Origin of the sequence: Paraburkholderia kururiensis JCM 10599 = LMG 19447 (genome assembly GCF_003986935.1) — a bacterium.
Taxonomy (GTDB): Bacteria; Pseudomonadota; Gammaproteobacteria; order Burkholderiales; family Burkholderiaceae; genus Paraburkholderia; species Paraburkholderia kururiensis.
Map to the genome: position 1 here is coordinate 34494 of NZ_RJZE01000024.1, position 13112 is coordinate 47605.

At 67.2% G+C, this 13112-nt stretch carries 15 protein-coding genes; 4 read left to right on the forward strand and 11 right to left on the reverse strand.

The features are described from left to right. The first annotated feature begins 113 nt into the window (after positions 1–113). Positions 114–614, forward strand: coding sequence for a hypothetical protein (locus tag PKKP23_RS25625; RefSeq protein WP_017772297.1), 501 nt, complete (start codon positions 114–116; stop codon positions 612–614). Between the two features lie 74 nt (positions 615–688). Here PKKP23_RS25625 and PKKP23_RS25630 read toward each other — a convergent pair whose 3' ends face one another. Both PKKP23_RS25630 and PKKP23_RS25635 read right to left on the reverse strand, forming a co-directional pair. Continuing rightward, positions 689–2251: a DHA2 family efflux MFS transporter permease subunit gene (locus PKKP23_RS25630; RefSeq protein ID WP_126878954.1), complete on the reverse strand. Its 1563-nt coding sequence runs from the start codon at positions 2249–2251 to the stop codon at positions 689–691. Positions 2252–2403: 152 nt separating this feature from the next. Next, positions 2404–2904, reverse strand: a complete 501-nt coding sequence (locus tag PKKP23_RS25635) for a MarR family winged helix-turn-helix transcriptional regulator (RefSeq protein WP_017772295.1) — start codon at positions 2902–2904, stop codon at positions 2404–2406. 135 nt (positions 2905–3039) lie between these two features. Here PKKP23_RS25635 and PKKP23_RS25640 point away from each other — a divergent pair, with 135 nt between their 5' ends. Beyond that, the gene (locus PKKP23_RS25640) at positions 3040–3324 is read left to right on the forward strand and encodes a hypothetical protein (protein WP_126878955.1); all 285 of its coding nucleotides are present in this window, start codon (positions 3040–3042) and stop codon (positions 3322–3324) included. A gap of 221 nt (positions 3325–3545) precedes the next feature. Next, positions 3546–5234, forward strand: coding sequence for an efflux transporter outer membrane subunit (locus PKKP23_RS25645; protein ID WP_126878956.1), 1689 nt, complete (start codon positions 3546–3548; stop codon positions 5232–5234). Between the two features lie 7 nt (positions 5235–5241). Here PKKP23_RS25645 and PKKP23_RS25650 read toward each other — a convergent pair whose 3' ends face one another. From PKKP23_RS25650 to gspG, 8 genes are read right to left on the reverse strand one after another with little or no spacing between them, the layout of a single operon-like run. After that, positions 5242–6021 (reverse strand): type II secretion system protein N, encoded by a 780-nt coding sequence (locus PKKP23_RS25650; RefSeq protein ID WP_126878957.1) that lies wholly within the window; start codon positions 6019–6021, stop codon positions 5242–5244. Between the two features lie 22 nt (positions 6022–6043). Continuing rightward, positions 6044–6547, reverse strand: coding sequence for a type II secretion system protein M (locus PKKP23_RS25655; RefSeq protein ID WP_017772291.1), 504 nt, complete (start codon positions 6545–6547; stop codon positions 6044–6046). Further along, the gene (gspL, locus tag PKKP23_RS25660; RefSeq protein ID WP_126878958.1) at positions 6544–7995 is read right to left on the reverse strand and encodes a type II secretion system protein GspL; all 1452 of its coding nucleotides are present in this window, start codon (positions 7993–7995) and stop codon (positions 6544–6546) included. The genes PKKP23_RS25655 and gspL overlap by 4 nt, the downstream gene beginning before the upstream one ends. A gap of 19 nt (positions 7996–8014) precedes the next feature. After that, positions 8015–9136 carry a type II secretion system minor pseudopilin GspK gene (gene gspK, locus PKKP23_RS25665; RefSeq protein ID WP_126878959.1) on the reverse strand — a complete coding sequence of 374 codons (1122 nt, stop codon included), beginning with the start codon at positions 9134–9136 and terminating at the stop codon, positions 8015–8017. A 2-nt stretch (positions 9137–9138) separates the two neighbouring features. Next, positions 9139–9897: a PulJ/GspJ family protein gene (locus PKKP23_RS25670; RefSeq protein WP_126878960.1), complete on the reverse strand. Its 759-nt coding sequence runs from the start codon at positions 9895–9897 to the stop codon at positions 9139–9141. Then, on the reverse strand, positions 9875–10318 hold the full coding sequence (gene gspI / locus PKKP23_RS25675; RefSeq protein ID WP_420873251.1) for a type II secretion system minor pseudopilin GspI: 444 nt from the start codon (positions 10316–10318) through the stop codon (positions 9875–9877). The genes PKKP23_RS25670 and gspI overlap by 23 nt, the downstream gene beginning before the upstream one ends. A gap of 1 nt (position 10319) precedes the next feature. Next, positions 10320–10799: a GspH/FimT family pseudopilin gene (locus PKKP23_RS25680; RefSeq protein ID WP_026120945.1), complete on the reverse strand. Its 480-nt coding sequence runs from the start codon at positions 10797–10799 to the stop codon at positions 10320–10322. Between the two features lie 18 nt (positions 10800–10817). Next, a complete protein-coding gene (gene gspG / locus PKKP23_RS25685; protein WP_126878961.1) occupies positions 10818–11282 on the reverse strand; it encodes a type II secretion system major pseudopilin GspG in 465 nt (154 codons plus the stop codon). A 180-nt stretch (positions 11283–11462) separates the two neighbouring features. Between gspG and PKKP23_RS25690 the strand changes: the two genes are divergently transcribed. Further along, positions 11463–11873, forward strand: a complete 411-nt coding sequence (locus tag PKKP23_RS25690; protein ID WP_026120944.1) for a general secretion pathway protein GspC — start codon at positions 11463–11465, stop codon at positions 11871–11873. A gap of 16 nt (positions 11874–11889) precedes the next feature. Here PKKP23_RS25690 and gspF read toward each other — a convergent pair whose 3' ends face one another. Continuing rightward, a complete protein-coding gene (gene gspF, locus PKKP23_RS25695) occupies positions 11890–13107 on the reverse strand; it encodes a type II secretion system inner membrane protein GspF (protein ID WP_126878962.1) in 1218 nt (405 codons plus the stop codon). Positions 13108–13112: the final 5 nt, after the last annotated feature.

Consider the following 13112-nt stretch of genomic DNA (forward strand, 5'->3'; position numbering starts at 1 on the left):
AACACGAGCGCCACTCGGCTGACCCTGGTTAGCCTTGCCTGGCCTCAATCGGCACCAGCCGCGAACCCGCGCCAGCGCGGCTCGCCGTTCCGCTCAGGGAGGGCATGAACGCAATGAAACGAATCTTTCCAGCCTTGCTGTGCGTTGCCGCAGCCGCATGCACCACGCGCGGCGAGGTCAAGCCTGAAGTGATGCAGATCGCCACCACGCCGCTCACATGCACGAGCAAGTCGCAATGCGATGCCTGGTGGCAACGGGCCCAGACCTGGGTGAAGGACCACTCGAAATACGAGCTGCAAACGGTCAACGACTCGCTGATCCAGACCGCCGGGCCCGATGGCGGCCGTCGCGCGCTTGCATTCGAGATCACGAAAACGCCGAACCCCGATGGCAGCATGACGATCGGCTTCGCCGCGCATTGCGACAGTTCGCTCGGCTGCAAGCCCGACCCATGGAACGCAGGCGCCGACTTCAAAGCCTACGTGCGGGGCAGCGGACCGGGCATGCCCGCCACGCCACCTGCGCCTGCGGCCACGCAGAAGCCCGGCGCGTTGCCCGATCAACCGGCCGCGGCACCAGCGGCATCGTCAGACAGTTCTCCGGTCTCGCAATAGAGGCGGACGGCCTCGGGCCTCAGTGAGCGCGCCCGATCAAGCGCTTCATTCAACGCTCCAGGCCGCGCGCCCCATCAATGGCCCATCGACGCGGCCGCGCCCTTCTTCGGCCGCGTAATCCACACCAGCCCCGCCAGCACCAGAAAGGCGACGCACGAGATCCGGAAGAAATCGTTGGTCGCCATCATGTAGCCCTGCTGCGTGATGATTTGGTCAATCTGCGCATTCGCACTCTGGCCCGCAACGCCCAGACTCGCGAGCGCGTTGCTGAATGAGCTCGTGGTCTGCGAATAGACGCTCACCGATTCGGTCAACACCGCGTGGTGGCGAATCGCGTCGTTTTCCCAGAACGTATTGCTGATCGCCGTGCCGATTGCGCCGGAAAGCGTGCGCAGGAAGTTCGATAGCCCCGAGGCGCTTGCGAGCCGCTCATCGGGCACGCTCGACAGCGTGATGGTCGTCATCGGCACAAAGAAGCACGCCACGCCGATACCCTGCACGAGCCGCGGCAAGATCACCTTGTCGAACGGCACGTCGAGGGTAAAGCTCGCGTTCCAATACGAGACAAACGCGAACACGAGAAACGCGAAGCACGCCACCACGCGCAGGTTCAGCCGGTCCATGTTGCGTCCGATCATGGGCGAGAGCACGAGCGCGAGCAGCCCCACCGGCGCGGTAGCAAGCCCCGCGAGGCCGGACGTGTAACCCATCACCGTCTGAAGCCACAGCGGAAAGATCACCACCGAGCCGAAGAACGCCATGTAGCCGAACGAGATGATCAACGCGCCGAGCGCGAAATTGCGGTCTCTGAAAAGCGAAAGGTCGACCACCGGCTCCTTTTCGGTCATTTCCCACACGAGCATGAACGCGATTGCGACCACCGCGATGATCGCCAGTGCCACGATGAACTTCGAACTGAACCAGTCGCGGTCCTTGCCGAGGTCCAACATCATCTGCAGGCACGACACGCCGATCACCAGCAGCGCGAGACCCACGGCATCGATGCGCTGCTTCGTCGTCTTCGTCTCGCGTCCACGCAGAAGGAAAAACGCGCAGGTCGCGGAGAAGATGCCGATGGGCATGTTGATGTAGAAGATCCAGGGCCACGTGTAGTTGTCCGTGATCCAGCCGCCCATCACGGGCCCGAAGATGGGCGCGACGATCACCGTCATCGCCCATAGCCCGAGCGCGAGACCGCGTTTCTCGGGCGGATACGAGCGCATCAGGATAGTCTGCGAGAGCGGCACCATCGGCCCCGAAACGAGACCCTGCACGAGCCGGAACGCGATCAGCGTCTCGAAGTTGGAGGCAAACCCGCACGCCGCCGAAGCGAGCGTAAAGAGCAGCACGGAGAGGGTAAAGAGCCGCACTTCGCCCACGCGGCGCGCGAGCCACCCGGTGAGTGGCACGGCGATGGCCGAAGCCACCGAGTACGACGAAATCACCCATGTGCCTTCGCTGTTCGCCACGCCGAGGTTGCCCGAAATGGTGGGCACCGCGACGTTCGCAATCGAGGTGTCGAGCACCTCCATGAAGGTGCCGAGCGCGAGCCCGACCGTCAGCAGGGCGAGTGTGCCGCCGGAGAGCGGCGCGGGTTCCGCGGGCGCGGGCAGGGCGGATGAAGCGGTTGCGTTCATGGTCCAGTCTCTCGTTGGCCCGGCAGAATCCTGTCATGTCATGAATTCAGGCCGCGTGAGCGGCGCTGCATCCATGCAACAACACTTTCTGCCCAGACAGATAAATTCCGGCAATACGGCGCGCTGAGGTGTGATCGCGCACCGCCGTTACGTCAGCAATGCGAATCTTTCCCGGCGGCTGCGGGGCAGCCGCCCGTGTCCACGTCGGGCGCGTTGGCGATGAACCGCGCAAGCAGGCCCATCAGCTGTGTCACTTCTTCTTGCGAAAAGCCGCGCAGTTGCTCGTTGAGCACCCGCGCGATGATGGCCGGCAACTGCCGGGCCGCGTCCTCGCCCGGTGCCGTGAGCGCCAGCTCCACGACGCGCCGGTCCGTACTGCTCCGGCTGCGCGCGATGAGGCCCTTCTTCTCCAGCCTGTCCAGCATGCGCGTCATCGACCCGCTGTCGTACGAAAGCTCGCGCGACAGGTCATACGGCGTATTCGCGCGGCGCCACAGCAGCAGCAGCATCACGCCGATCTGAGAAGCGGTCAGCCCAAGCGGCTCGAGCGCGCGGTCCATCCGCTGCCCAAGAACGTTGCGGGCCTTGGACAGGTAGTAACCGAGACTCGACTCGAGGTTGATGTCAGCCGGGTCGTAAGGGCCATCGCTCATCGACAAAGTTCCGCAGAGAACAACACGTCACCTGATTTGGCGCAGAGTATGTTGCAAATTAATTGCATAGTCAATATTATTGAAGGCAATCAATTACGCGCACCCGATTGGCCCGCGCGTGCAAGGATGTTCGCCATGCCGTACCTGAAAAACGCTCTCGGCGGCCTCGGCCGCTCTCTCACCGACATCGCGCTGGAGTCGCTCCAGAAGCCGGTGCGCTGGTGGAAGATCGCGTTGTACGCGGCGATGTTCGTGTTGCCGGGCGGCTCGCTGGCGGTGTTGTTCTTTGCCTGGGCCGAACGACGGCGGCAGCGCGAGGCGTGCCGCGGCGAACCATGCCCCGCCGGTGCCGGCAAAACGCCCGCCTGCCGTGCAGCCACGCCCCATGCGCGGCGGTCGGCGGGCCGTAACGACGAGTAATCGTCGGACCAGCGCCGGTAACACATCCTTCACCTTCCCCGCATTAACCTTGCGGTTTCGCGCCGGTCTGCGCGCTGCGCTACCATTGCCCGATCGACTGCAGCAACGGCCGGAACGTGCCGGCCTCGCCGAACATGGGCGCGGCGGGTACGCCAGTGCCGCATTCGGCAAGCCCGGGCGGCGCCGCATGCGCGCCGCCCGCATCGACAGGAATTCATTGCATGCCGTTTCATCGAATCACGCGCGCGTCTGCCGCGGTGCCAGGTTCCGGACCGTCCAGCCGACCAGGCCAGCCGCACCTTGCCACGCTCGCGGTCATCGCCGCCGCTGCCGCGCTGCTCGCCGGCTGCGCCGTGGGCCCCGACTACCACCGTCCGGCCACGGCCGTTCCCGCAACCTACAAGGAAACGCCCGACGGCTGGAAAGTGGCGCAGCCCGCCGACCAGCACGACCGCGGCGACTGGTGGGCCATCTACAACGACGCGCAGCTGAACGCGCTGGAAGACAAGCTCAACCGCAACAACCAGTCGATCGCCCAGTTCGCGGCCGCGTATCGTCAGGCGCGGGCACTCGTCGGCGAGGCGCGCGCGTCGTATTTCCCCGTGATCACCGCGTCGGGTAGCGCGAGCCGTTCGCGCTCGCCACTGAGTTCCAGCAGCTCGTCCAGTTCGTTTTCTAGCGGCCGCTCGGGCGTCATCAGCAACAGCTACAGCGCCTCGCTCGACGCGAGCTGGGAGCCCGACCTCTGGGGCAAGGTAAGCCGCACCGTGGGCGCCCAGGAGGCGAGCCAGCAAAGCGCGGCTGCGGACCTTGCAAACGCGCGTCTCTCAGCCCAGGCCACGCTCGCGCAGACCTACTTCTCGCTGCGCTCGCTGGACGCCCAGCAGAAGCTGCTCGACGACACCGTCGCCGCCTTCCAGCGTTCCCTGCAACTGACGCAGAACCAGTACGCCCAAGGCGTGGCCGGCCGCGCCGACGTGATCCAGGCGCAAACGCAGTTGCAGTCGGCTCAGGCATCGGCCATCGACAACGGCGTGGCGCGCGCCCAGGACGAGCACGCCATCGCCGTGCTGGTGGGCGAACCGGCCTCTACGTTCTCGATTCCGCCCGCGCCGCTCGACGCCGTGCCGCCGCAGGTACCCGTGCAGATGCCGTCGGCGCTGCTGGAACGTCGGCCCGACATTGCGTCGGCCGAGCGCAAGGCCGCCGCCGCGAACGAGGAGATCGGCGTGGCCATTGCCGCGTATTTCCCGTCGCTCACGCTTTCGGCAAGCGGCGGCTTCGAAAGCTCGGTGTTTTCGAAGCTGCTTTCCATGCCGTCGCGCTTCTGGACGCTCGGGCCGTCGCTGGCCGGCACGATCTTCGACGCGGGCCTGCGCCGCGCGCAGACGGAGGCCGCCCGCGCCGCCTACGACCAGCAGGCCGCTGCGTACCGCCAGGCGGTGCTCGCCGCGTTCCAGGACGTGGAAGACAACCTCGCGTCGCAGCGCATCCTCGCGCAGGAAATCGTCGTGCAGCAGCAGGCGGTGGAATCGGCGAAGCACGCGCTCGACATCATCACGAACGAGTACAAGGCGGGCACCGTGGCGTACTTGAACGTGCTCACGGCGCAGACCACCGCGTTCACGGCCGAGCAGAAGCTCGCGAGCCTTGCGGGGCAGCGGATGGTGTCGTCGGTAGGACTCGTGAAGGCGCTCGGCGGCGGCTGGGACGTCGCGCAGATGGATCGCGAAACGGGCGACGTGATGGCGCCCGCGGCCGCGCCGGCTTCGACGCCGGCCGCGGCGGGGCAACAATCGCCGGGTGCCGCGCCAGCCGGCGCCGGGTCGAGCCAAGCGCAGGGTCAAGCGCAGGGTGAAACGCAGGGTCAAGCGCCGAGCCAAACGCCGGACCCAACCCCAGCGAGTTGAAAAACCGTCAGCGGAAGAACACCAGCGCGACCGTTCCCGGCCCCGTGGGCCGCCCCAGCAGATTCAGCAAACCTGCCAGGTTGTCGCGCTGGTCGGGCGTCGCGCTCGCGGTGCCCTGAAACGAGGTGGACGCCGGTGACACCACGCCGTGGCCCGCGAGCATGAGCGGACCCTTCAAGGTGGAAAGATCGAGCGTCGACGAAACGCCCTGCGCCTGAAACACCACCTGGTACGTCCCCAGCGGCTTCACGAGCGACACGCGCGAGCTCATGTCGTCGAGCGTGATGGTGAGACGGCCGAACGCTTCGTTGCCGAAGGTGCGCCAGTCGGTCCAGGCGAGCCGCACGTCGCCTTGCAGATCGAGCGTATTGAACGGCGCGCCCAGGCCGCTCAGCAGCGAAGCCGGCACCGTCATCGCGCCCGCCGAAAGCACGGCGCCACGCGTGGTGGCATCCACGGTGACTGGGTCCGGCATCGCTTCGCTCTGGCGCATGCGCATCTGCACGCGCCCCGTGAAAAGCGGCCAGAACGCCGTCTGCCATTCGATGCGGCCCGGCAGCACCGTAGCGCCGGTCTCGTCGGGACCGGCCGCGAGCATCAGCGAGGCCGAGCCGTGCCACAACGAGCCGGCCGATTCCACCAGGTTCACGTGCCCGTGCGTGGCCTTCGCGAACTGCGGCGCAATCCACGCGGCCGGCAACATGGCGAGCAGCACGACGCTGCTCGAAAGCACGGCCACCACGAGCCACGGCAGCGCGGCGCGCACATGGCGCATCCAGAAGCTCATGCGAAATCCTGTGCGTCGGCCATCAATGGACGGACGGCGGCTGTAGCGACGCGGTCAGGTCCACCTGGCCGTCGGCCTTGAGCGCCGTCACGTGCGCCTCGGAAACCTGCACCTTGAACTGCTTGCGGGCGTCGTCGAGCCAGGCCACCCACGCCGGGAACGGTGCGTTCTTCATCTGCACCTGCACTGCGTTGCCGATCACCTGCACCTGAGCGGGCGGCAAGCCGTGATCGTTGAGCGAGGCGGACAAGGCGTCGCGCAGCGCGATGCCGGTGGGCGCCACGCCCTGCGCCGCAGCCGAGAGCGTGCGCGCCTCGTTGGCCTGCGCCGTCATTTGCGCGAGCTGGCGCTGCATGGCGGGCAGCGTCTCGCGCAGCTGCGCGCGGCCATCCTGGGCCGGCGACCACAGCACCGACCAGCCGATCACCACGGCCAGCACCGCGCCGCCCCACGTGATGAGCTGCTTTTCGCGCGCCGTGCGCACTTCCCAGAAACGGGCCCAGGCTTCTGCGAGTGCCGTCTTCATGATCCGCTCCTGATGGTCCACTTGCCCGTGTTGCTATCGATGGCGCCCGAGAGTCCGTTGCGTTCCAGCCGTTTGCCGAAGTCGGGGTCCACCTTGACCTCGGGCTTGAAGGTCACGTCGAGCCGACGGTCGTGGTAATCGAGCGCCGCAATGCCGTTGACGGGCACCGGCCCCAGCGAACGCGCGAGCCCATCGGAGAGCGAAAGAAAGTCCGCCGGCGACAGCTCGCCCGCCGCCACACGCAGCTGCTGGAGCTGGCGCGACATCTGGTCGGGCGCGTCGAGCACGACCGTCGTCTTCGGGAACGCGTTGAGCAGCGTTTCGGTCATCTGCGCGCTGAGCGCGTCGCGCTGGCGCGCCATCATGAGCCACTGCACGTTCGCGCCGATGATCGCCGCCACGAGCGATGCCGCCACGAGCGCGAGCGGCAGCCGCAGGCGGCGTAGCGTCGCGCGGTCGAGCCGCCACGGCTGCACCATGAACTCGAACTGGCACAGGTCGAAGCGGCTTTCCGGCGCACGGCGCGCGAGCGCTTCGAACGTGAGCGGCCGCGCGTTGGGTACGGGCGGCATCGCTGCCGACGAAGCCAGTTGCGGTTCGCCCGGCAGGTCCGTCAACGTGTAGACGGTGAGCGGCGCGCCGGCCGCGAGGGCGTCGAGGGTCGCCGCCGCGCTGGACGCCGGCACGGCGAGGCCTTCGCCCTGCGCACCACGCGCCACGGCAAGCTCCACGCGCGGCGCGGCGGCCATGGTGGTGCCCGCGATGGTTCCCGTGATAGTGGCTGTTTCGGCGTCCGTCGCATCGGTGAAAAGGGCGGGCGAAACCTGTGCGACCTTGCCGAGCAGTGCGGCCACCACCGGCGTGGCAGCAATCGTGTCGAGCGCGGTTTCTTCGGCAAGCGCCGTGTCGGCGCCGGCCGCGCCTACGTCGCGGCGCCCAGCCGGCGCCGTCTTGCCCGGCTCAGCGGCTTCACCCGCAACCGGCGCGCCGGGCGCCACTGCTTCGCCCGCGGCCGGCAGGCACCGCGTCACCGGCACCGCGTGCAGGTTGCGATGTCCGGCAGACGTGAAGGCGTCGACGAAAAAGCGGAACCAGGCACGGTCGATCACGGCCACGATCTGCCGGCCGTCCGGCAGCGGCTGCGGGTCGAGTGCGAGGTGGCAATGCTGGGGGTCCTGGATCAGGTGGTCCTCCACCACGTTGGGCAGCGCCTGGCGCAGGCGCGGCCCCTTGAGCGGCGGCACGGCGGCGGGAATCATCAGCACGTCGCGCGCGGCAATCATCAGCACCGTTTGCGTGGCGCGCGGCAACAGCGCAAGCGCCGAGCGGCCCGCGCGCTGCGTGCGCCCCGCCTTGTCGACGAGCAGGAAAGGCAGCTCCGGCAGTTGCCATTCCTGCGAGGGCACGGCCGGATCTCGTGGCGGCATCAGGACAATCAGCGTACTCAAAGGCCTCTCCCGGCGATATTCACAGTTGGTCTCGTATCCAGACAATGCGCGTCGTGTGCGTGAGCGGATCGCGCCAGATCAGCGTGGTGCGGTCCAGCTCGGCGCGCTGGTGCTGCACGCGGCCATGTACCAGAAAATAACTCGTGTTCACGTCGAACTGGTTGGGGTCCACGGCCGTCTGCTCCACGCCCGCACCGCGCAGCGCAAGCTGCACGTCCCCGACATTATGGAAAAACACCGTCTGCCGACGCGCCACGAACGCCTGCGCGCTCGACAGGTTCATGCCCGGCACCACGGCCGCGATCACCTCGGCGGGCGCCGTGTTCATGTTCACGGCCGTCGAGGTGGGCAGCACGGTCACGAACGGACGCAGCCGCTCGACGGTGTCGCGCGTGAAGCCGGGTACGTCGAGCAGCGAATCGACGCTCGTCATCAGCAGCGGCGCGACGGCGCTGTTGTCGTTGCTGTCCTCGAGGCCCGGGTTGTTGGTGAAATTGGTGCCACCGGTGGCGCCGCCCGCAGCCAGATTCTGAAGCTGCTGCGTGGACGATTGTCCCGTGGTACTGCCAGGCTCGGTCTGCGTCTGGAAGCGCGTGGCCGAGTGCGCGAGACCCGCACGCATCTGTAGCGCCACGGCCTTCGCCAACTGCCCGTTGAGGCCGAGTATCTGGAGCAGCCGCTGGAACGACTGGATCTCCTGGACGTCGAGTTGCAGCGCGCCGGGCGTCGCCGTGGAAACGAGATCGCGCAGATTGAAGCGCGCCTGCGCGTCTTCGATCGACCCCGACAGATACGTGGACGCGCCCTGCTGCGCGCCGGCATCGCCGATCTGGCCGAGGAAGTCCGACAGCCGCGTCTTCGCAATGGGCACGCCCCAGACGCCACCCAGGTACGTCACGCCCGCAGACGTGTCGGCTTCGGAGCGCAATATCAGCCGGGTCCAGTCCGTCGCGCCGCGCGCCACCCACTGCGCCTGTGCGAGCAAACGCTGGTTTTCGATGCGCCGCACCTGCACCTGCTGCCGCCACAACATGCCGGAGACCAGAATGGCCGAGAGCGCGACGACAAGCAGCGCGCTGATGATCGCGGCCCCGCGCTGGCGGCGGGCATGAAGACGACGACGAGAGTGGAGCGCGCGCATCGTCACTCTCCCACCAGAAACACGCGCGTCACGGGCCGCTGCAGCGACGCCGCGCCGATGCTCACCTCGAGCCCCGTCACCGAGCGCGGCAGCGGCGCGTTGCCGAGCTGCGGCACCTTGAGGTTGTTGTCGTTCTCGGTGATGGCGCTTTGCACGTCTTTCATCTGGGTCGTCCAGCCCACCTTCGGCACAAACAGCCGCGCGTTGATGGCGCCCACGCCGCCCATCAGCGGCACGGCGCTCCACTCGTCGGTTTCGCTGCCGCGCAGCGCGCGCCGCAGTTCACCCACGTTGGCGAGCGGCGGCGACGCGTAGCGAATCACGCGACCGTTGGCGATGCGATAGCGCACCACCTGCAGCCGCGGCGCGTTGCCCTGGGGCACCGCGAAGCTGCGCACGATCTGCAGCGCGCCGCCGCTCACGGAGACCGCGGCTTCGCCCGTTTCGTCGTCCGAAGCAGCGCGCCGGGCGTCGATGCGCATCTGGTCGAACAGCTGCGCGAATACGCGCTCGTCTTCCATCGAACTCGTCACGATCTGACGGCCGCGGATAATCTGATCCAGCCCGCGCCATGACAACACCGCGATGACCGCAAGAATGGCGATGGCGACCAGCAACTCGATGAGCGTGAAGCCGCGCGCGGTACGTCGTGAACTACACCGCGAAGCGCGGCGCGACACACGCGGGCCGGCGTGCGCCGCTGATGCCGTGTCGCGGCACTCGCGGCGGCCGGCAGGATCACAACGGCCGGCTGGTTTCATTCGCGACCACCGTCACCATTTGCGCAAGATTGCCGTCGTGCCCGGGCATCGTCACCGACACTTGCACGCGCCGGAACACCGGGTTCGGCGTAGCACTCACGCGTTCCGTGCAAAGCAGTTGCAGGTTGCCCTGCGAGCAGTCGAAGCTCTGCTCGCCAACTTCGGGCCACGCGTGCGCGAGATGCAGCTGGGCGAGCGCGTTGTCCGCGCTCCAGCCCGCCAGCAGGCGCCGATGCAGGTCCGCTTCGCCGGCCGCGAGACTGCCCACGGCGCGCAGCGATGCCGCGAGCGCCACCGCAATGATGGCGAGCGCGACCAGCACTTCGATCATCGTGAACCCGCGCGCCGAACGGACGCGAAGAGCAGGGCGCAGCGCGCCATCCACTTCGCCACGGGTGCAGCGGCAAACCGGAGCGGCCATCTCAATGCACCTCGTAGCGGCCGTTGCCGGTGCCGACAATCGTTGCGTTGCCTGCCGCGGAAAAGAGCGTGACGCGCACCGGCACATCGACGCTTTCGGTGCCGAACACGATGCGGTCCGCGCCCGTATCCGAACCCGGGTAATCGATCGAAACGCCCGTCACGCCGCCTTCCCAATGGCGCGGGCCGAGCAGGTCGTCGTCGCGCAGCGGGCGCCAGCCGTCGTCGGTGTGCACGTCGAAGCGAAAGCCGTTGTCGAGCGGCTGCCACGCGATGGGACGCGCACGCACCTGAGCCTCGTCGCCCGCCGTTTCGAACAGCAGCGCGAGCCGCTGCGCTTCTTCGTTCAGATCCGTGCGCGGATTGCGCGTGAGCGAAAGCGACGCAAGCGACACCAGCAAGCCTGCGATCACCAGCACCACGAGCATTTCGAGCAGCGTGAAGCCACGTTCATGCTGCGCGCACGGCAAACCTTCTCTCATCGCTCTTTCGCTGTCTCGCTATTGCCACGAGCCTACGTCGGCGTCGTTGCCTTCGCCGCCGGCCTTGCCGTCGGCGCCGTAGCTGAACACGTCGATCTCGCCGTGCACGCCGGGGTTTAGATACTGATAGGCGTTGCCCCACGGGTCGTTAGGCAGACGTTCCAGGTACCCGCCGTCTTTCCAGTTGTTTGGCACCGGGTCCACAGAAGGCTTTTCGACCAGCGCGCGCAGACCTTGCTCCTGGGTCGGATAGCGGCCGTTGTCGAGCCGGTAGAGCTTCATCGCCTGCATGATGGTGCCGATATCCTGACGCGCCGCCACGCGCCGCGCCTCGTCGGGGCGGCTCATGATTTTCGGCACGATCAGCGCGGCGAGAATGCCGAGAATCGCGATCACGACCATGATTTCGATGAGCGTGAACCCGCGTTGGCGGCGAGCGCGCAGTGCTTCGATATCGGCACGGCCTTTGGTCCACATTTGCATGACTTCCTACCTCGTTTGCGAAAAATTTTGAGTTCACCAATTCGGGCCGGCACGCGTGATACGCTGCGCATCACGAGCCGTACGGCGCCCGGCCGGTCATTGTAATGGCGAGGGGCGGCAAGCTTTCAGATGCTTTTCCGACGAGCCTCAAACCTTCCAATACTTCTTACAATGCGCGCCATGAACACCCTGCAAATCCGCATCCTGTCGCTCGCGCTTTTCGCCGTGTTCTGCGCGACGCTGACCTACTGGATCGTCACCCTCACCGCGCGTTCGGCGCCCGTGCCGGCTGCGGCCGTGCATGCGCCCGTTTCCGTCGATCAGGCCGCTACCCTTTTTGGCGGCCAGCTCACGCGCAGCGTGAACCAGGACGTGCGCCTCTTCGGCATTCTTGCGCTCAAGCAGGGCGCAGCGGCCATCGTCAGCGTGGGCGGCGAGCCGCCGAAGGCCGTCTCGCTGGGCGGCCCGCTCACCGAAGGCGCAAAGCTTGCCGAAGTGCGCGCGCGCTCCATCGTGATCGACCGCAACGGCGTGCATTCCGAAGTCTTCCTGCCGGCCAACGCCGCCGGTCCCACCATCTACGTGCGCTAGCCGCGCGGTTACACCCTCACTGCACCAGGTTGTTGAGTTCGATGATCGGCAGCATCACCGCCAGCACGATCACGAGCACCACACCGCCCATCGCCAGAATCAGCAGCGGCTCGAGCAGGCTCGTGAGAAACATCGTGCGCCGCTCCAGTTCGCGCGACTCGCCTTCGGCCGCGCGGTCCAGCATGGTGGTTACGTCGCCGGTCGCTTCGCCCGAACGGATCAGATGGACCAGCACGGGCGGAAACGTCTTCGTGTTGCCAAGCGCGCGTGAAAGCGACGTGCCTTCGCGCACGCGCACAATCGCATCTTCGATGTTGCCGCGCATTGCGCGATTGCTGAGCGTCTCGCCGGCCGCCTGCAACGCACGGAGAATCGGCACACCCGCCGCCGAGAGAATGCCCAACGTGCTCGCAAAGCGCACGGTGTTGTAGCCACGCACGAGCTTGCCCGCGAGCGGCGCGGTGAGCAGCCACCGGTCGAACGAGAGCCGCGGCCCCGGCTGCGCAAGAATGGAGCGCACCAGGTACACGAGCACCACGATGCCGATCAGCAACGCCCACCACCAGTGCCGCACGAAGCCGGAGAGCGCCATCATCACCACGGTCAGGATAGGCAACTGCTGCTTCGTGCTCGCAAACACGTTCACCACCTGCGGCACCACATAGCTGAGCAGGAACGTGACGATGCCGAACGCGATGATCGTGACGATGGCCGGATACGTGAACGCCAGCACGATCTTCTGCTTGAGCGCGTTGCGTTGCTCGATGTAGTCGGCAAGCCGGGAGAGCACGAGGCCGAGTTTGCCGGTGTGCTCGCCCGCTGCGACGAGCGCGCGGTAGATGTCCGGAAAGTCGCGCGGATGCTGCGCCAGCGCATTGGCGAGCGAGTGGCCGCCCAGCACCTCGGCGCGAATCGCGGCCATCAACTCGCGGATGTAGTCCCGCTCCGACTGGTCGGTAAGCACCGCGAGCGCCTCGTCGAGCGGCAGGCCGGCGACGAGCAGGCTCGCCAGTTGCCGCGTCAGGATGGCCTGCTCGCGCTGCGACAGCCGGCGGCCAATCGCGAGGCGCTGCTGGCGCTCGCCGCGCGTGCGGCTCGCCGCAGGTTCGACGACGAGCGGCGTGAGGCCTTGCGTGCGCAGCTGCGTGCGGGCACTGCGCGCGCTGTCCGCGTCGAGCACGCCCTTCTGCGCCTTGCCTGCCGCGTCGATCGCTTCAAAACGGAATGCCGGCATGACGC